The 18,945-nt window shown below is 40.0% G+C and carries 15 protein-coding genes; 9 read left to right on the forward strand and 6 right to left on the reverse strand.

Going from position 1 to position 18,945, the window contains the following annotated elements:
* Positions 1-10: 10 nt before the first annotated feature.
* Positions 11-226, forward strand: a complete 216-nt coding sequence (locus tag PLEUR7319_RS0113720) for a DUF3134 family protein (RefSeq protein ID WP_144054303.1) — start codon at positions 11-13, stop codon at positions 224-226.
* 21 nt (positions 227-247) lie between these two features.
* Here PLEUR7319_RS0113720 and menD read toward each other — a convergent pair whose 3' ends face one another.
* Complete coding sequence (gene menD, locus PLEUR7319_RS0113725) at positions 248-1,987, reverse strand: 2-succinyl-5-enolpyruvyl-6-hydroxy-3-cyclohexene-1-carboxylic-acid synthase (protein WP_019505809.1); 1,740 nt, start codon at positions 1,985-1,987, stop codon at positions 248-250.
* Positions 1,988-1,994: 7 nt separating this feature from the next.
* Positions 1,995-3,416, reverse strand: coding sequence for an isochorismate synthase MenF (locus PLEUR7319_RS0113730; RefSeq protein WP_019505810.1), 1,422 nt, complete (start codon positions 3,414-3,416; stop codon positions 1,995-1,997).
* Positions 3,417-3,746: 330 nt separating this feature from the next.
* Between PLEUR7319_RS0113730 and menA the strand changes: the two genes are divergently transcribed.
* On the forward strand, positions 3,747-4,655 hold the full coding sequence (menA, locus tag PLEUR7319_RS0113735; RefSeq protein WP_019505811.1) for a 2-carboxy-1,4-naphthoquinone phytyltransferase: 909 nt from the start codon (positions 3,747-3,749) through the stop codon (positions 4,653-4,655).
* Entirely contained in the window at positions 4,648-5,040 is a 393-nt protein-coding gene (locus tag PLEUR7319_RS0113740) for a RidA family protein (RefSeq protein WP_019505812.1), read from the forward strand. The genes menA and PLEUR7319_RS0113740 overlap by 8 nt, the downstream gene beginning before the upstream one ends.
* Before the next feature lie 384 nt (positions 5,041-5,424).
* On the opposite strand, the gene minE is transcribed toward PLEUR7319_RS0113740, so the two are convergent.
* From minE to PLEUR7319_RS0113760, 4 genes are all read right to left on the reverse strand, one after another.
* Positions 5,425-5,811 carry a cell division topological specificity factor MinE gene (minE, locus tag PLEUR7319_RS35285; RefSeq protein WP_083892561.1) on the reverse strand — a complete coding sequence of 129 codons (387 nt, stop codon included), beginning with the start codon at positions 5,809-5,811 and terminating at the stop codon, positions 5,425-5,427.
* 103 nt (positions 5,812-5,914) lie between these two features.
* The gene (gene minD / locus PLEUR7319_RS0113750; RefSeq protein ID WP_019505814.1) at positions 5,915-6,712 is read right to left on the reverse strand and encodes a septum site-determining protein MinD; all 798 of its coding nucleotides are present in this window, start codon (positions 6,710-6,712) and stop codon (positions 5,915-5,917) included.
* Between the two features lie 33 nt (positions 6,713-6,745).
* Positions 6,746-7,582 (reverse strand): septum site-determining protein MinC, encoded by an 837-nt coding sequence (gene minC / locus PLEUR7319_RS0113755; RefSeq protein ID WP_019505815.1) that lies wholly within the window; start codon positions 7,580-7,582, stop codon positions 6,746-6,748.
* A 90-nt stretch (positions 7,583-7,672) separates the two neighbouring features.
* Positions 7,673-8,998, reverse strand: coding sequence for a four-carbon acid sugar kinase family protein (locus PLEUR7319_RS0113760; protein WP_019505816.1), 1,326 nt, complete (start codon positions 8,996-8,998; stop codon positions 7,673-7,675).
* Between the two features lie 262 nt (positions 8,999-9,260).
* Between PLEUR7319_RS0113760 and PLEUR7319_RS0113765 the strand changes: the two genes are divergently transcribed.
* The 6 genes from PLEUR7319_RS0113765 to PLEUR7319_RS0113790 all read left to right on the forward strand — a co-directional run bounded on the left by PLEUR7319_RS0113765 (position 9,261) and on the right by PLEUR7319_RS0113790 (position 18,886).
* Complete coding sequence (locus PLEUR7319_RS0113765; RefSeq protein WP_019505817.1) at positions 9,261-11,594, forward strand: IMS domain-containing protein; 2,334 nt, start codon at positions 9,261-9,263, stop codon at positions 11,592-11,594.
* A gap of 271 nt (positions 11,595-11,865) precedes the next feature.
* The gene (locus tag PLEUR7319_RS0113770) at positions 11,866-12,474 is read left to right on the forward strand and encodes a Uma2 family endonuclease (RefSeq protein ID WP_019505818.1); all 609 of its coding nucleotides are present in this window, start codon (positions 11,866-11,868) and stop codon (positions 12,472-12,474) included.
* Positions 12,475-12,670: 196 nt separating this feature from the next.
* The gene (gene cysE / locus PLEUR7319_RS0113775; RefSeq protein ID WP_019505819.1) at positions 12,671-13,444 is read left to right on the forward strand and encodes a serine O-acetyltransferase; all 774 of its coding nucleotides are present in this window, start codon (positions 12,671-12,673) and stop codon (positions 13,442-13,444) included.
* 111 nt (positions 13,445-13,555) lie between these two features.
* Positions 13,556-14,068 carry a pentapeptide repeat-containing protein gene (locus PLEUR7319_RS0113780; protein ID WP_019505820.1) on the forward strand — a complete coding sequence of 171 codons (513 nt, stop codon included), beginning with the start codon at positions 13,556-13,558 and terminating at the stop codon, positions 14,066-14,068.
* A gap of 137 nt (positions 14,069-14,205) precedes the next feature.
* Entirely contained in the window at positions 14,206-15,609 is a 1,404-nt protein-coding gene (locus PLEUR7319_RS0113785; protein ID WP_019505821.1) for a sensor histidine kinase, read from the forward strand.
* A gap of 349 nt (positions 15,610-15,958) precedes the next feature.
* A complete protein-coding gene (locus PLEUR7319_RS0113790; protein WP_019505822.1) occupies positions 15,959-18,886 on the forward strand; it encodes an RNA helicase in 2,928 nt (975 codons plus the stop codon).
* Positions 18,887-18,945 lie beyond the last annotated feature (59 nt).

Here is an 18,945-nt window from a genome sequence, read left to right on the forward strand (position 1 = left end):
AACTACAAACATGAATAAAAAATACAAAAATCCTGCACTTCAACAAGAACCGATAGGCGAACCTGCATCGATTATTTCCCCCAGAGAAAATGAATCTCTTTTTAGATGGATTAAAAGTACTGGTCGATTTATGCCTCATCAACCAGATCGGTTTCATGATGATAAGGGGACAGATGAACTAGAAGATATTCTAGACGAAGATGAAGAAACAAATGCAGAAGAATAATTTCTGTTTCAATCTATTTGGTTAACTAAATTGAGCTAAGTTGCTTTTTAACCAAGCTGCATCTTTCTGGCGATCGCAAATCAACTCTAATACTCTGATTCCTGTTGTTGGTAGATTATTAAGTAGCTGTTCAAACTCTTGCCAGTTTTGAATCAGTCGATGTTCAACATTATAGGTAGCACAAAGTTGGGCAAAGTTAACGGACTGAGGAGTAGCAAAATATTCTTCAAATTCTGAAGCAAAATTAGCAATGGGCAACATTTCAAAAATACCGCCACCGTTGTTATTTATGAGGATAATAGTTAAGTGACCCTGAAACTTTTGGTGAATTAGAAAGCCATTGGTATCGTGTAGTAGTGCCAAATCTCCTGTTAGCAAAACTCCAGCATCACCGTAAGCTATGCCTAAAGCAGTTGAAAGTGTGCCGTCAATACCATTTGCCCCACGACTAAAGTAAGGAGTAACTTTGCTGTTACTCGGTTGCCAAAAATATTCGGCATTGCGAACGGACATACTATTGGCAATATAAATTGGCGTAGCAGTGGGTAAGCTTCGAGATAATAACCAAGATGCTTTGCCCTCATATATTTCTGCGATTGATTCTAAAGTACTATCTAATTTTTTTCTGGTTTCGGCTTCTAGTTGACACCATTGTTGACAATAACTCGATGGTTGAATTTTTTCTTGATTAAATTTTTCTTGATTAGAATCTATGTTTTGGGCAAGCTGTTCAACTGAGCTATTAATATGAATTGTTTTTCCGTGGAGCGGATCGAAGTTTTCTACTCTGGAATCAATAATCCAACGCTGAACATTAATATTGTGGAGCCAGTTTCTTAGCTGTTTGCTAGTAGGAAGTTCTCCGATTTGAATCACTATTTCGGGAAGCAACTGTTTGGCTAGATTATCTTGGCGCAGAATTGCATCATAGGTAGAAATTAAATAGGGGTTCAACGGAGCATAGTTTCTGACCGGGGATAATGCTTCGGCTAATACAGGAAATGATAGTAATTTGGCTAAACTGGCGATCGCCTGACAATAGTTCTGGGGATTTTGGGGTTGGGCTAAGCCTGCAATAATAATACCTCGCTGATTCTGCCAAGTAGCAAGGGGCAAAGAAAAGTAAGGGGGTTTAATAGGTGGCGAGGAAGCAACAGCGTTAAAAAAATCTTGAACATCAAACTTAGTTGCTAACTCTGCTAGTTCGGGTTGTAAAGTAGGTGCTAAAGGCTCCCGAAATGGCACATTGATATGGACAATGCCTGGAACAGGAAACAGCGACTGTGTCCAAGCTTGAACCATATTTTGACGTAGATAGCGTAGCATTTCCAGCCCGGCTTCTGGAAGAGCCAGTTCACATTGCCAGTTAGGTAAATTACCATAGAGCTTTACTTGGTCAATAGTCTGTCCTGCATGGCAGTTTCGTAATTCTGGAGGGCGATCGGCAGTGAAAATGATTAGGGGGATACAGCTTTCTTTGGCTTCAATTACTGCGGGATAAAAATTTGCGCCAGCAGTACCGGAAGTACAAACTAAGGTTGTCGGTAATCCCGTTTTTTTAGCTCTGCCCAAAGCGAAAAAGGCGGCTGAACGTTCATCTAAAATAGGAATCGTTTCAATGTGAGGATGATTGGCAAAGGTAACTGTTAAAGGGCTAGAACGGGAACCAGGGCAAATTACTGCCATAGTCAAACCACAACGGTATAGTGTCTCGACTAAAATCGATGCCCACAGTGTATTGACATTACGAAAATCGATCATCTAGCAGTTAAACCAGAGCCTTCAAGAGAGACTGTAATTTTAATTGCACCTCAGCAAATTCCTTAGTGGGGTTAGAACCAGAAACTATTCCTGCTCCAGCATATAGCCTAGCGTGATCGCCATCAATCAATGCGGATCGAATGCCAACGATAAATTCACAATTCCCTTCATAATCTACCCAACCTAAGGGCGCAGCATATAAAGAGCGATCAAATTTTTCATAATGACGAATTTTTTCACAAGCAATTTCGGTGGACACACCAGCTACCGCAGGAGTTGGATGTAATAGAGCGACAATTTCTAATGGTTCTATGTCTGCTGGTAAATGTGCATAAATCGGTGTCCATAAATGTTGAATATTAGACAGCTTTAGTAGTTGCAGGGGAAGCTGATGAGGTTTTAAACCAACACTCCGCAGACGCTGCATGATAAAATCGCTAACAGCTTTATGTTCTCGCTTCTCTTTTCTATTCTTGAGCAGCATATTAGCTAGGTGCAAATCTTCATTATTATTTGTCCCTCGGGGTGCCGAGCCAGCTAAAGCATCGGTCACTAGCTGCTGATTTTGTACACTGATTAAACGTTCAGGACTTGCCCCAATGAAGTGTTGTCCCTCACCATTACTAGTAGCAAAAATATAACAGTCTGGATGAAGCTCACGCAAATTGTTGAGGGATTTGATAACTTTAAATGAAGCAGCAGACTGAATGTCGGTAGTGTGGGCAATGACAATTTTGCTCATCTCGTCAATGGCAATAGCATCAAGAGCAGATGTGACAACGGATCTAAAATACTTTGTGTCTTGGGATTGAGCCCTATCTATAGGTAATAAGCTATCTTCTTCATTAGTATTTAGACTTCCTAAAGCTGACCAGTTAATGTTATTTACTTTTTGTTTAATTTGCTTGACAATTACTTCCTTTTCTTGTTCTTTTTTCAAGGGAAAGTTGACAATTAAACAGCAGTTTTTATTCTTTTTTACTATTTGAAAACGTGGTAAAAATAAAGTTCCCGACTTAAAGGGTTCAGTTTTTTGAGGATCAGCAAAAAAAGTAAAGCTACAAAATACCCCTGGTTTACCAATTGCTAGAGTATCATCTCCTTCTCTAATAGTTTGTTGAAAACAATTTTTTACAAAATCTTGAGCCAGACTAAACCTGGAGTTAGATTTAGTATAATTACTTCTAGTAACTCCCCAAGCCGTAACAGATTCTTGCTTACTACGATTTTCCCAATAAAAATAAAGTGTATTAGTATGGCCGAATTGTTGTAAACAAGCCAGGGGATCTACAGTCGGAATTTGACAAGCAAAACTAATAATTTTTGTATCTTTTGTTACGGTAAAATCAAACTGATTATTGTGCCAAAAACTATCTAATTCTGTATTATTATCTAAAACTAAATTACTAGATTGAGTTGCAAAGGACATAGAGCTTTTAGATTGTGTCATTCCCAATAAAGTTTCGGCACGAAGATTATAAAAAAAATCTAAATCAGATGTTTATTAGCGAATAACTAATAAAAAAAAGTAAATTTATGATATACATTATAGGCTACCTACTGCAATAGTCCTAACACTAACTTAACTGAGAATTAACTGAGATTAAGAATTTTTATCATCTTGTGTCTCCAGAAAATTACTGTCTAAAGTGAATTTTCGTGAAACATCATCAACACTTGAGGGTCATACCTGATAGGGTACTAAAGGTCGTATCAATTGGTGAAACGACCGTTGTTACCTCCCGCTTGTACAATCTCAATGACAACCAAGCAAATCAGCAGAATAAATCCTCAACTGTGGCTAGCAGCTATCAAACCACCAATTTACAGTGTGGCGGTCATACCAATTGCAGTGGGTACAGCAATTGCTTTTGCTCAAACTGGTCTTTTTGATTCCCAGATATTTTTTACTTTCTTAGGGTCGGCAATTTTGATTATTGCCTGGTTAAATCTAAGCAACGATGTCTTCGACTCCGAGACCGGTATTGATATTCACAAAGATCATTCAGTCGTTAATTTGACAGGTAACAAATTTTTAGTTTTCTGGATTGCTAATTGCTGTCTTGGTCTTGGTCTGGCAGGAATTTTTGCTTTGTGTTGGTGGCAAAAAGATTGGACTGTGTTAGGGCTTGTATTGCTCTGCTGTCTACTGGGATATACTTACCAAGGTCCCCCTTTTCGTTTGGGCTACTTGGGTTTAGGAGAGATAATTTGTTTTGTTACTTTTGGTCCTGGTGCAGTTTCAGCTGCTTACTATTCTCAAACTCAGTCATTTTCAGGTGCTAGTTTAGCTATCTCCAGCATCATTGGGATCAGCACCTCAATTATTCTGTTTTGTTCCCATTTTCATCAGGTAGAAGATGATTTGGCTGCTGGTAAGCGATCGCCAATCGTGCGCTTGGGAACAAGTAAGGGTGCCCAGATATTGACCTGGTTAACCGCTAGTATTTATTTCTTGGCGGTAATTTTGGTTGTTTTAAGTGTTTTGCCTTCTTTGAGCTTAATTATTTTTGGCAGCTTACCTTTTGCCTATCAGCTCGTTAGTCATGTTTTGCGAAATCATGACTCCCCCCAAAAAGTAAGCAACAGCAAGTTTATTGCCGTTAATTTATATCTTTCTAGTTCACTGTTACTGATTTTAGGATTGATTATTAGTCCCTATGTCTAAAAAAGTTATTCGTACGAAGCTGGCTCCTGCTCCCGTCGGTCCTTATAATCAAGCGATCGCTACTAGTGGTGAGATGCTTTTTATTGCCGGACAAATTCCCCTCGATCCCCAGTCGGGTAATATTGTCGGTGAGAGCGATATCACTGCTCAAACTAAGCAGGTAATGACTAACATTGAAGCAATACTGACAGAGGCAGGAACTAATTGGGATAATGTCGTCAAAACTAGTGTTTTTCTCTCTGATTTAGCCAATTTTGCCTCTATGAATCAGGTTTATGCTCAATATTTTGCTGAAGATACAGCTCCCGCTCGTGCTTGCGTAGAGGTTTCTCGCTTACCCAAAGACGTTTTGGTAGAAATCGAATGTATTGCTGTAATTTCGTGATTACAGTTTTCTGAGTAGATATAGCCGTACAAAGTTACGTTAGGACAAGTTTATTTGATTGCTCGTAAGTAAAGGTGCGACCCCGCGTTATGCGGAGCGGTATCCTTTAGGGCGACGTAAGGCGTTTACCCAGGAGCGTTATCTGGGCAAGGGAATGCGCGACCGAAGGAAGTCCTTTAGGGCACCTCCCGAAGGGTGAGTAACGAGTAACGAGTAACGAGTAATGAGTGTCCTAATAAAAGTTCGTATTGCTATATTTAGAAATCAATAGTTTTATTGGTAGAAAATTTTTCACCAGAATATTCCGCAGACGCAAGAATCTAGTCCATAAAACAGGAGTATGTACGCCAGCGGATAGCCTAGTACAACAGCTTTTATTGATATTTATTCTGATTGAGATTTCGCTTCATTACCGCTCTGCTCAACTTCCAGTACCTCTAGATCTTGTATATCTTGTATATCGATCGAAGTATTTTCTGGTAATCTTTCTTGAAGTTCAACACCTAATCTTTTGATTTGGCGAATTGGTAAATTAGCGGTTAGAGCTGTCATACGATGATCGTTAGAAAGAGAAAATTCCATTTCGTCTCGATCCACTTCAACATAGCGAGCAACCACATCCAAAATCTCTTCGCGCATTGCTGTCAACATATCTGGGTTGATCATAGCTCGATCATGAGCAATAATCAGTTTTAGACGACTTTTAGCGCGATCTCGGCTATTAGCATTTTTATTCCAGGGAAAAAGCATTTCCAGAAACCTTTTAATCATGTTTAAGATTGTCTGCATTGGATAACACGAACATAATCTATAAGTGTTGTTTACAAAGAGGATTTAAGATTAGTGTTGTCTCAACCAAAATTAATTGTGCCAATTAGCCACCAAACATCCGACGCAGACGAAACAAAAAATTACCTTGATTTGCCATTAAATCGAGGTATGGCACTTTTTCTCCTTCTAAACGCCGAGCTATATTAACATATGCCATAGCCGGAACAGAATTATATTCTGCCAACACTAGAGGTTCGCCTCGGTTGGTAGCCTCAATTACTTTTTCATCATCAGGAATAACGCCAATCAAAGGCACGCCCAATAATTCTAAAACATCCTCGACCCCCATCATCTTATTTTCTTCAACCATCAAGGGCTTAACCCGATTGATAATTAGACCAATTTTGTTAACTCCTTCTGCTTCCAAAAGTCCGATCACGCGATCTGCATCTCGTACCGCAGCAACTTCAGGAGTAGTCACAATCAAGGCTTCTTGAGCGGCGGCAATGGCATTACGAAAACCTAATTCTATACCTGCGGGGCAATCAATGAGAATATAGTCATAGCCTTTAGCTAAGGCAGTAGCTATTTTCTTCATTTGTTCTGGCTGAACTGATTCTTTATTTCGGTTTTGTGCCGCAGGTAGTAAAACTAAACCTTTAAGACGTTTATCTTTTACCAAGGCTTGAGCTAGCCGACATTCTCCAGCAAGTACGTCTATAGCAGTATAGACTACTCGCTCTTCTAGTCCTAGCAACAAATCCAAGTTTCTTAGTCCAAAGTCAGCATCAATGAGGGCTACAGAGCGATTTTGCTGGGCTAATGCCGCTCCTAAGTTTGATGTGGTGGTGGTTTTACCCACTCCTCCTTTGCCAGAAGTAACAACAATTATACGACTCATACTGTTTGCTTACAATTTAGTTGGTTGCTGTATCTATTTTGCTTGATTGTTATCGACCCATGCCTTCTTTGACGCCGAAAAAACATAAGTTTTAGCAAAATCCAGGGTATTTGCCAAACGAATTCCTTCGGTAGTCATGAAAGCTAACTCTGGTGAAAAACTACTTGGTCTCAATTTAGGTGGTCTCGCTACAACATCGGCAATACGCAGTTGAGTAAACTCCATTTGTAATGCTGCAATTCTAGATTGACGATTACCCTGGGCTCCTGCATGAGCAATACCTCTTAAACGTCCCCAGACTAAAATGTCCCCGGCGGCGATCGCTTTTCCTCCGGGATTTAAATCGCCGCAAATGACAATTGTCCCTGGATGGCGTATTTCTATACCAGAGCGTACCGTACTTTGGATGTACAATGGCTCTGCTAAAATAGAAGGCTCAGTAGTAAGTTCTTCCAGGTCATCTCCTAAAGGTTGGCTAAGAGGAGTTTGCTGCACAGAATAGCCACTAGTAGCTGCGGCCACTGCTGTTTGTCGCCGATTAGTATTAACTGTCTCGAGACAGAGTTTTACGTCATTGAGAGTTTCATCAATGGTTTGTAATTGTCTAGCGTCCAGCAGCCGATCCTTAGCAATCAAACACACTTTTGTTCCTACTTGCCAAGACTGCTCTTTGGTCTGTAAGAGATGTTTTAGTTCTTGCCACGTTTCTGACCACGGTAAATCAGAATTAATTTCCGCCTGAGTGGGCAGAACCAACAAAAGTCGATCGCCATCATTTTTGAGGCAGATTTGGGAATAACGATTTACTAAGGGAGACGGATCAATTAAATCGTCCATTTTATCTAGGGAGATAGTAGGCTCAAAAGTCATGCAACTATCCTGATCATCCTTAATACCCACTTTCTGGTTAGGTATGTTTTCTCGCTTCACATACTAGCGTAAATTCCTATCGATCAAAGCTTAGGAGTTCCTTAAGCGATGCCAAGCAGCAACTAGACTATCTTGATTTCCCACGTTACCAGGAAACAAAACTACCGGTAAGTTAGGAAATTGAGGATGGGTTGGCTCTGTACGAATCACCGAACAGCCTGGTAAAATCTGTCCCACTAGTCTGGCTGCTCTTAAGTTTAGCCCGATACTGAGTACATCGTTAGAAGTAATACCTCCTTTACTAATTAAAAAACCAATTTCTGGTGGCAGACCTTTGACTACATCCATCAATAGAGCAGAGACTAATATACCAAACTGCAAGCGTTGTTGAATATCAGGGAAACTCAACTCCTCGCGACTGGTATAAACTACTGGAGTTTGCCCCTGGGTAAATACTCGCTTCACCGACTCGAGAGTTTCTCGTAAAATAGCAGTCCGCTCTTCGGGATCAGGGCGTAAACGCGCTACATCTACTTCAATACCCACAATTCCATCTTCTGTTAACAGTTGATTTAACTGTTGAGTAGTTTTTTGAACATGAGACCCCACCAAGATTACACCAGTTTTGTCAGTGGGTTTATAGTCTGCCATTTTTGTTGGTGGTACGGGCTGTTCTCCTAACTGCGCCAAAGAGGTTAATAAACTGGCAGCAGAACGAAATAAAAAGCGTTTACCCTCTGCTGATGTTTGTAAGATTGATTGAGCTAATAAATCATAATCAGCTTGGGTTTCTCCATCGACAACAACACATTGATTACCTGTAAGTTGTAACAGGCGTTGACGAATTTGACCACTCCTGATATCTGCTAGAGAGAATTTAATTACTTCCTCAGCTGAAATTTTCCCTTGGGTTTTTTCCGCCACATAATTAGGTAGATAACTATAGCTATAGCCAAATACTGAATCCTGAGCAAATTCAGTTTCCGACACAGGAGTTTTAACTCCGTCGATTAATAGATAATGGGTACTGTCAACAGTAATTCTTCCCCCTTCAAAAAAAGCAGGGGTCAGAAAATGAGCATCAAAACCACCTAATTCATGAGCTATTACGTCCGTTTCAATAGGATAGTGTCCTCTTAACGTAGAGTCAGAACGACTTACTACCAAAAATTCTTCGATCTTCAATTCTGCGATCGCGATTTTCAGATTCTGACAAACTTCTTTGGTGCAGTCTGCTGCTTGCTCAGGACTCATCGCCCTAGTATTGCTTAAGATAAACATAATAGGTACATCATCTTCTAAGCCTTGTTTGAGAGTCTCTACATCCCAATGCATCAGTAGTAAACAACTGTGTACCGTCTGTGAACCAGTAGGATCGTCATCGATAACTATAATTTTGGGCTGTGATAAATTCATAATTTTTAACAAAATTTACATTTCTTTGTTTTTTTGCTCAATAATTCTAAATATTTTCTGTAGTTTGCTAAAACCACGTTAGAATGCTGGCAAAAATGTAATTTCAAGTCTTTGAAATCCGTTTAATTACTTAAGACGTATATCATTCAGGTGTCATCAAAAAGTTTCCACATACAGAATTTAGATCCATAATTTAATTTCTCACTTATCACTTACTAGTCAATTACCAGGACGTTAAAGCCGTCCAGAGGAACTTATTATCGTGCGTATACCCCTCGACTATTACCGAATTCTGAGTGTACCAATTCAAGCTAGTGCCGAACAATTAGAACAGGCTTATAGTGATCGCTTGCTACAAAAGCCTCGCCGTGAATATAATGAGCAAGCAATTTTGGCTCGCCAGGAGTTGATTCAACAGGCTTATCAAATTCTCACACATTCAGAACAGAGAGCAGCATACGATGCGCAATTTCTGGTTAATTTGCAACCTTTAGAAACATTAGAGATAGCAGAGCAAGTAGAAACGGCAGATCCAGCAGTTGCCGACAATCCAAAACCGAGCGAACCCTCGACAGTTAATCCCAGCATTGAAATTCCTGCATCACAGTTAGTGGGAGCATTATTGATTCTTCATGAATTAGGAGAATACGAATTGCTACTTAAGCTAGGAATTGAGTCATTAAATAGCCGAGAGTTTAATGAACATCTTCGACGGCAGGAAAAAGCCATCAAGATTGCTACTAGAAAAAATATGATTCTTTCTATGGCATTAGCTTATCTGGAGTTAGGTCGGGAGCAGTGGCATCGACGAGAATATGAAAATGCAGCTTTAGCCGACCAAATGGGGTTAGATTTATTAATTAAAGAAAATTTATTTTCTCAGGTACAAGAAGAATTAGAGCTAGATTTATATAAACTGAGACCATATCGAGTTTTAGAATTAATTTCCCAGAATCCAGCCGATTCTCCGGAAAGAGTACGAGCATTTAAGCTCCTCAGAGAGATGCTCCAACAACGCCAGGGAATAGAAGGGAAAGGAGAAGATCGCTCAGGTTTAAGTTTCGATCAGTTCTTATGTTTTATTCAGCAGCTTAGAACCTATTTGACTTCTGCAGAACAACAACAGTTATTTGAAGCCGAAGCTCAAAGTAATTCCGCGATCGCCAACTATCTAGCGGTCTACGCTCTCTTGGGACGAGGATTTAGCCTTAAACAACCAGAATTAATCCTGCGTGCTCAACGAATGCTAAATCTATTGAGTGAACGTCAAGATGTTGCCTGGGAACAATCTGTATGTGCTTTGCTTTTAGGTCATACAGACAAAGCCATCAGAAAATTACAAGATATTCAAGACCCAACTAAGTTAGAGTTATTTAAGCAAAATTATTTAAACAATAACGATCTGTTACCCTCTCTTTGTTTTTACAGTGAACAATGGCTGCAAGAAGATGTTGTGGCTCAATTCCCTGATTTAAGTGCCTCTATAATTACTCTTAAAGAATATTTTGCGGATCGTGAAGTTCAAGCTTATTTAGAAGAATTAATTCCTGCAACTCCTGCTGTTGTCTCTGATAAGCGCCAAGCTCCCATTAGTAAAAGTAAGCAATCTGCAACTAATGCAACAGGAATTTTCTCCCGTTGGCGAAATCTATTTTCGACCGAAAAAGTATTTTCAGCTAAAGCTAACACATCTGAGCACGCTGCCCAACCTGAAAGAGAGCTAGTTGGGGTAGGAGTAGGCGGAAACAGTCAAAAAACTACCACCGCAAAGCGCAGTTATAACGACAATAATTTTTCTCGTCAGACTAAGCCCAAGTCTCGCCAAGCGTTGACCCAAAACCGTTCTACCCAGAAAAGGTCTTCTCCTAACCTGCCGCCTCAATCTCCTTCTTTGCCTTTGCAGCCACGAGCAACTAGGAGAGCTGTTCCCAGTTCGGTAATTCAGCAATATCAGAGTCAAAAAGTCAAGCAACGGCAAATTTCTCGTCGGCGTAAAAAACGGTCTAAAGCTACTCTAGTAAAAGGCTGGTTATTTATTATTGGCTTGGTTTTAGGTGTGGGCACAACTGGATTTATGGCGATGAGGCTATTTCTCAATCCTGAACCCAGAACCGCTAATAAAGCACAGTTAGCGATCGCGATTGGTCAACCGGCTGTAGAGTTATCTTCAGTTTCAGTAAAACCCGTTCCCACTAAACCGAAATTAACTTTTGACCAACAATCCCAACAGGTAATTCAACAATGGTTAACGAGTAAGTCTGCTGCCTTTGGTAAGGAATATCAGATTGAAAAGCTCAATAATATTCTGGCAGAACCACTATTAGGTACTTGGCGTAATCGTGCTGTAGCATATAAGCAGGGCGATTTTTATCGCGAATACGAACACAAGCTCAAGATGCGCTCAGCAACTATTAGTCAGAATGATCCTAATCAAGCAACTGTAGAAGCAGAAGTACAAGAGGTTGCTAAACATTATCAATCGGGACAATTGGATCAGACTCAATCCTATAACGATAACTTATTGGTACGTTATCAATTAGTACGTCAAGGGGAAAAATGGTTAATCCAAGATTCTGAGGTATTAAAAACTTTATAGAGTCACTTGAATTTTCTACCAACCTACTAACCTGAAGTTAAGAAAAGTATGTACGATCTTCAAGAATTTGAGGTGTTGCCAATTAAACTAAAAATATAGCGTTTCTCAAATAAGTGAGGTACAAATATAAACTTAGTCAAAAACCTGAAAACCCCTATTCCCTATTCCCTATTCCCTATTTCCTATTCCCTGACTCCACCAAGGTGTATCTCATTAATACGAGAAACGCTATAGAAGTGCGATCGCTTCTTTGAAGAGCCGTAACATAGCCATGCTGATTAACGAAAAATTACCATTAGATTTAGCCAAATTTGCTCAAGAAGACCAAGTGTTACATTTGTCTGGTGCGAGTTGGTCAGACTATGAAAAACTAGAATCTCCTGAATATAGTCAATATTTAATTTCTTATTTTGACAATCAAATAACAATTATGTCGCCAGGGAGAAACCATGAGAGAATCGCTGAATTAATTGGTATTTTGATTGAGGCTTATTGTGAAAAAATAGATCTTCTCTATTTCCCTTTTGGGAGCACCAGGCTTAAAGAAGGAGAGCAAGTAGGAAAAGAACCAGATACAGGTTATGCGTTTGAAGTTGATAAAGAACATCCAGATTTAGCGGTAGAGGTAAATTTTACTAGCGGGAGTATTAACGATCTAACTAAATACAGGTATCTAAAAATTAAAGAAGTTTGGCTGTGGCAAGATCTAGAGATTAAATTTTATTATTTAGACGATGGTAGCTATCGACAAATAACCGCAAGTTTTGTCCTGCCAGGTATTGAAGCAGAAATACTAACTAAATACCTCCATAGAGGATTTAAAGAAAGTCCTCTAAATATAAAAAAAGATTGGCTAATAGCTAACCCTGAGGATAATTAAGTTATGGTCTTTTGTTTAATTTTTCTTAGATCAGCCTTAGTCTCTTTTACGTCATTTTTAATTAAGGCAATCCTTTTCCCATTAAAAAAGTAGTAAGTTAGGTTTTTACGCCAAATTATAGAGTATAGAAATGACTCGAAGACGATAAAATAGTTTTGTCACTGTCAAAAAATTAATTAACAAAGGATAATACCTAATGCTTTCCTCTCTAATTGCTGACTTTCGCATCATCTTTGAACGCGACCCAGCCGCCCGCAATTGGCTAGAGGTTTTAGTCTGTTATCCTGGCTTACAGGCTCTTTTTTGTCATCGCTTCGCTCATTGGCTGTATAAAGTTGGGATTCCATTCTTTCCGCGATTGATTTCTCATCTTGCTCGCTTCTTTACAGGTATTGAGATTCATCCAGGGGCACAGATTGGACAAGGAGTATTTATCGATCATGGTATGGGAGTTGTCATCGGAGAGACAGCAATCATTGGCGATTATTCTTTGATTTATCAAGGAGTTACTTTAGGAGGTACAGGCAAAGAAACAGGTAAACGCCACCCTACTTTAGGAGAAAATGTGGTTATTGGTGGTGGTGCCAAGGTTTTAGGTAATATTCAAATTGGTAATAATGTTCGCATTGGTGCTGGCTCAGTAGTCTTAAGAGATGTACCTTCCAATTGCACTGTAGTAGGTATTCCTGGGAGAGTGGTTTACCGCTCAGGAGTTAAGGTAGAACCTTTAGAACATGGTAATTTACCTGACTCTGAAGCAGCAGTTATCCGTACTTTAGTTGATCGTATTGAATCTTTGGAGCAAGAGGTCAAGCAACTTAGACACTCTGAATCTCAAAGTAAGTCCTTGATGGCAGCGGTATTATCAGAGTCTAATGAATCCCAAAATTGCGAAGTAGTCAAAAATAGCTGCTTATTGCGAGATAAGGAAATTAGAGAGTTTTTAGGTGAAGAGTTGTTGAACGGTTAATTATTAACCACTAACCGATACTTGAAAAGATATATTTACTTAACGACGATTCCATTTAGACCTAATTTTCCTCATAATATTGTTTTAACTAACAAAATTTAGCTAAGAAAAATGAATTTCAAAACTATTTGGCAGTCACTATTGGCTATTGTGGCTTGCGGTGCAACTTTTACTGTTGCTCTGATTTTGGCAGTATCTCTGTATGTCTCACCTGCTTGGAGTGCGGACTACAATAAACAGGTGTTAACCGATACAGATTTTTCCCATCAAGATTTAACTGATGCCAGCTTTGACCACACAAATTTGAGAGGCAGCGATTTTAGCTTTTCTAATTTATCGGGGGTCCGTCTTTTTGGGGCTAATTTATCCAGGGCTAATTTGGAGGGAGCGGATTTAAGCAACGCTAGTTTGGAATCTGCTCGTCTAACTCGATCTAATCTGACCAATGCAATTTTGTCAGGAGCATACTTGACTAATGCCATGTTACAGGAGGCGACTATTACCGGAGCTGACTTTACTGGAGTTTTAATGAGTCCGATAACAGAAAAACAGCTATGTAAAGTTGCTAGTGGTACCAATCCCACCACAGGAAGAGATACTAGAGATACTCTGTTTTGTCCCTAACCAATTAATAACTAGTCTCAGGTTACAGCTAATAGTCTCCGCAATTTCAACCCTTACCGCGAAAATTTATCTCAATGGTGCTTTAAAATCAAATGGATGAATCGTTCTAATCTGCATTTAGTCAAAGATTATTAACTATGCTGTGTGCCCAAGAACTTCTGTGCTTAGAATTGTTTCAACATTTAGAAAGCGATCGCCTAGAGTGGGTTTGCGATCGCGCTACAGAAACCAAATTGGTCAGAGGAGAAATTTTAGTTAGAGAGGGAGATCCTCATCGGGGTTTTTTTGTTTTAACTTCAGGTACTATTAGCATCAATCGTTTAAGTGAGGGGGTACAAATGTCAATTGGGCAACATCAAGCCCCTTCATTTTTTGGTGAAATCCAAATTATGACAGATGATACAGTCCCAGTAACGCTAATAGCTTTAACAGACTGTCTCGCTTACGAAATTACTGCCGAGGACTTTCTACAACTGGTACATCAATGTCGTGACTTTGAAAGAACTGTCTTCAAAACTGTGCAGCGCCGAGTACAAGGATTGCAGTCATTTATTCAAAACCGCGAGAAGATGGCTGCATTAGGAACTCTAGCCGCAGGCTTGGCTCATGAACTTAATAATCCCTCCGCAGCGGTGGTTCGCGCCCTCAAAGACATTACCCCTGCCCTGTTGGAACTACAACGCATGAATTTAGTTTATGGTCAGCGCAATGTAGAAGCAGAACACACAGCTAAATGGCTCAAAGCCAGGGATGATGGCTATGATTTTATTGTTAATAGTCCCTCTCAACCTTTGCAGATGATGGATCTGGAAGACGAAATTTTAGATTGGCTAGAAGACTATGGAATTGAAGATGCTTGGAAGCTAGCTGAACCTTTAGCAGCAGGAAATATCCAAATACAAATATTGGAGGAGCTAACTGCACGCTGGCGCAACGAAACTACGGAATTTAAGGATATGGGATTACGTTGGCTGGCCTTGTCTTTTGAGGTCATGACGATGATTCAGTCTGGGTTGCGAGGTGCAGAAAGAGTTTCGGAATTGGTTCAGTCAATGCGCTCTTATTCTTACTTAGATCGAGGTGCTAAACAGCTAATTGATGTTCATCAAGGTTTAGAAGATACCATTCAACTGTTATCCCACAAACTAAAGCAAGGAGTAGAAATAAAACGTATCTATGATCGCTCACTGCCCAAAATACAAGCCTACGGTAGTGAGCTCAATCAAGTTTGGACCAATCTCATTGATAATGGAATTGATGCAATTGAGGGTAAAGGGATAATTGAGATTATTACCACTGTTTTAGTTGACTTCATTGAAGTAAAAATTGTTGACTCTGGAATAGGTATTCCTCCAGAAATTCAATCCCGTATTTTTGAACCGTTTTTTACTACCAAATCAATAGGTAAAGGATCGGGCTTAGGCTTAGATAGCGTGAGACGCATTGTGGAAAATCGTCATCGTGGTTCAATTTCACTACTATCAGAACCAGGCAGAACTTGTTTTACCATCCGTCTGCCTATAAATATTGGTAATTCTTGAAGTAAGTAGGTGGGTGTAATTAAATATAAAATGCCTACGGCAGGAGAATAGGGAACAGCGCGAAGTTGCGGTGGCGGGGGAACCCCGCTTGTCCCAAAGGGATACCGCAAGCATAAGCAAACTTCGTAAGAAGGGAACAGAGAACAGGGAATAGAGAAACAGCTTAATAGTACGGTTTTATAAATTATTCTGCCTACCTACTTATCGTTGATAAGCTGATACTAGGAGAATAACTCTTGTAGAAGCCATAAAATTGGCAAAGATGTCACAATATAGAAATGTCACAATCTAGATATAAATCATCAAGGTTAAAAATTGTGATCTATAGTCCGATTCAATAGAACCGCCTGTGAATCTAATCGCTCCCACTTCTAAGTTAAATTTGCCAGAATTATTTCCCTTTGAACTCGATAAATTCCAAAAAGATGCGATCGCAGCTTTGGCAGCAGGAAAATCAGTAGTCATCTGCGCTCCTACGGGTTCGGGTAAGACATTAATTGGTGAGTATGCTATCCACAGAGCATTAGAACATGGTAAACGAGTTTTTTACACTACACCCCTCAAAGCTCTTTCCAATCAAAAATTTCGCGATTTTCAGGAGCAATTTGGTGCCGACGATCCCAAGAGAATTGGATTGTTGACTGGAGATATCATCATCAACCCCAACGCGGCGGTAGTAGTAATGACTACAGAAATTTTCCGCAATATGCTCTATGAAACACCTATTGGTCAGCTTGGTACTACTCTAGAAGACGTGGAAGCGGTTGTGTTGGATGAGTGCCATTACATCAGTGACCGTTTTCGGGGTACGGTGTGGGAAGAGTCGATTATTTATTGTCCCCCTCAGATTCAGCTAGTAGCTCTGTCTGCTACAATCGGTAATCCTCAAGAACTAACCGACTGGATTGTTAAAGTCCGAAATTCTCATTTAGACCATGAAGATACTTACGAATGTGAGCTGATTAATTCAGATTTTCGTCCTGTTCCCTTAAGATATTATTTTTGCGATCGCCGTGGTATTCATCGATTATTAAATCAAAATGGGACTCAGATCAATCCCCAGCTCAAAGCGTCTGCTCCTCGAAAAGGTCAGAAATCGAAAAGGCTGAAGCTGAAAGATTGCCCCAAAATTTATCAAGTGGTACAGCAACTTCAAGCCAAAGATATGCTCCCTGCGATTTACATTATTTTTAGTCGCCGAGGTTGCGATCAGGCAGTAGATCATTTAGATGTCTTGAATCTATTAACTACCGAAGAAGGGCAGCAAATTGAGAACATTCTACTTTATTTCTTTTTGGCGGAAAATATTGAGTTGCAAACAGCTTTGTTAAAATATTTTGCCGAATCTGATGCCGAGTTAGTCGACTTATTACGCGCATATCTAGCGGCTAATGACAATGCGGAGTTTAATTTAGCTCAATATCTGGGAGCCAATCCCAATCAGAAATATCAACTATGGCAATTTCTATGTGAAAGTTCCCAGATCGCCAGAATTGATCAGATTGAACCTTTGATGCGCGGCATTGCTTCTCACCACGCAGGACTATTACCAGCTTGGAAAGAGTTGGTCGAAAGGTTATTTGAATTGGGGCTGGTTAAGATTGTGTTCGCCACTGCAACCTTAGCCGCAGGAATTAATATGCCTGCCCGTACTACGGTGATGTCTGCTCTGTCTAAACGCACTGACGGAGGACATAGTATGCTTAGTCCTTCGGAATTTTTGCAGATCTCAGGTAGAGCGGGAAGACGAGGCAAAGATAAAGTTGGTCATGTAGTAACTTTACAAACTCCTTTTGAGGGTGCAAAAGAAGCGGCTTTTTTAGCTACCTCCCAATCTGAACCTCTTAGAAGTTGGTTTACACCTTCCTATGGCATGGTACTTAACTTACTGCAAAAGCATACTTTGGCTGAAGTTAAAGAACTTTTAGAGAGAAGTTTTGCCGAATACCTGTCTCAGAAAAAGCTAGCTCCAGAGCAAGTAGCGATCGCTGAAATCACGACAGAGTTAGCTAAGCTAGACATCGCTCTCGCCTCCATTGCCCCTGGACAATTAGCCAGTTATCAGAAACTAAAAGAGCGAGCCAGGGAAGAAAAACGACTGTTAGAAATTTTACAACAACAGGCTGAAGCAACTCGCAAAAACGAAATCAAGCCGTTAATTGCCCAATTAGAACCAGGCAGAATTATTGGTTTAAAAGGAAAACATATCAGAGTAAACTCCCCTCTGGCAGCAGTGTTGATCGACAAGATTCCTGGTTCTGGTAAAGCGTCAAATTTACTGTGCTTGGGGTCAGATAATTATTGGTATATCGCAGCTAATGCTGATGTCACTGCAATTAACGAGGGAACTTTTACTGAGACAGAAATCGCCAAAATACCCATACCAGCTTTGGATAATCTTCAACTAGGCAAGTGGCGTAAAGGAGATGAGTATACAGCGATCGCGGTTAAACAAATTGCTAATTATTTAATCCCAACAGCTCCAGTCCCTGAAGTACTAGAACAGCAAAAAAGATTAGACACTGTCCAGCAACAAATTGAGCAACACCCCGTACAAAAAGTCCCTCAACCCCATCGTTTATTGAAAAAACACAATAAACGACTGCAACTACGAGAAAAACTCCATAAAACCCAAATTAAGTATCAAAAGCAAAAATCTAATCAATCTTACTATTGGGAAGAATTTCTTAATTTGATCAAAGTTCTGCAAGAATTTGCAGCTTTAGACGAATTTACCCCAACTTTTTTAGGTCAAGCAGCAGCAACTATTCGAGGTGATAATGAACTCTGGTTAGCTTTAGTATTTGTTTCTGGTGAGCTGGAGCATCTTGAACCTCATCATTTAGCAGCTACAGTCTGTGCTTTAATCACGGAAACTCCCCGAGCCGATGTCTGGTGTGACTTTCCTCCTCCTAGAGAAGTGTTAGAAGCTTTAGGTGTTAAGAAGCGAGAAACTGATGATACCTCAGAAATTGACACCTCAAATTCAGCTTTGCGAGAAATACGAACTCGCCTCTTCCAAGTACAACGCCGACATGGAGTTGGTTTGCCCGTATGGCGAGAATATGAGCTGGTCGGTTTGTGTGAACAATGGGCCTTAGGAATGGAATGGAATGACTTATGTGAAAGTGTAAGCTTGGCAGAAGGAGATGTTGTGAGAATGTTACGGCGTACCGTTGATGTCTTATCCCAGATACCCCAAATTCCTAATATTTCTGCCACTTTTTCTGATAAAGCTAGGGAAGCTAGCATCATGATGAAACGTTTTCCTATTTGACCTCAGTTCGGGTCAAAGAAATTTAAAAAAGCTTATGGCCTATAGCTTATGGCTACGAG

This window comes from Pleurocapsa sp. PCC 7319, assembly GCF_000332195.1.
Taxonomy (GTDB): Bacteria; Cyanobacteriota; Cyanobacteriia; order Cyanobacteriales; family Xenococcaceae; genus Waterburya.

Coding starts and splice junctions, on each gene's coding strand:
- PLEUR7319_RS0113720 (WP_144054303.1), top strand. CDS start 11: ATGAATAAAAAATACAAAAATCCTGCACTTCAACAAGAACCGATAGGC.
- menD (WP_019505809.1), bottom strand. CDS start 1,987: ATGATCGATTTTCGTAATGTCAATACACTGTGGGCATCGATTTTAGTC.
- PLEUR7319_RS0113730 (WP_019505810.1), bottom strand. CDS start 3,416: ATGTCCTTTGCAACTCAATCTAGTAATTTAGTTTTAGATAATAATACA.
- menA (WP_019505811.1), top strand. CDS start 3,747: ATGACAACCAAGCAAATCAGCAGAATAAATCCTCAACTGTGGCTAGCA.
- PLEUR7319_RS0113740 (WP_019505812.1), top strand. CDS start 4,648: ATGTCTAAAAAAGTTATTCGTACGAAGCTGGCTCCTGCTCCCGTCGGT.
- minE (WP_083892561.1), bottom strand. CDS start 5,811: ATGATTAAAAGGTTTCTGGAAATGCTTTTTCCCTGGAATAAAAATGCT.
- minD (WP_019505814.1), bottom strand. CDS start 6,712: ATGAGTCGTATAATTGTTGTTACTTCTGGCAAAGGAGGAGTGGGTAAA.
- minC (WP_019505815.1), bottom strand. CDS start 7,582: ATGACTTTTGAGCCTACTATCTCCCTAGATAAAATGGACGATTTAATT.
- PLEUR7319_RS0113760 (WP_019505816.1), bottom strand. CDS start 8,998: ATGAATTTATCACAGCCCAAAATTATAGTTATCGATGACGATCCTACT.
- PLEUR7319_RS0113770 (WP_019505818.1), top strand. CDS start 11,866: ATGCTGATTAACGAAAAATTACCATTAGATTTAGCCAAATTTGCTCAA.
- cysE (WP_019505819.1), top strand. CDS start 12,671: ATGCTTTCCTCTCTAATTGCTGACTTTCGCATCATCTTTGAACGCGAC.
- PLEUR7319_RS0113780 (WP_019505820.1), top strand. CDS start 13,556: ATGAATTTCAAAACTATTTGGCAGTCACTATTGGCTATTGTGGCTTGC.
- PLEUR7319_RS0113785 (WP_019505821.1), top strand. CDS start 14,206: ATGCTGTGTGCCCAAGAACTTCTGTGCTTAGAATTGTTTCAACATTTA.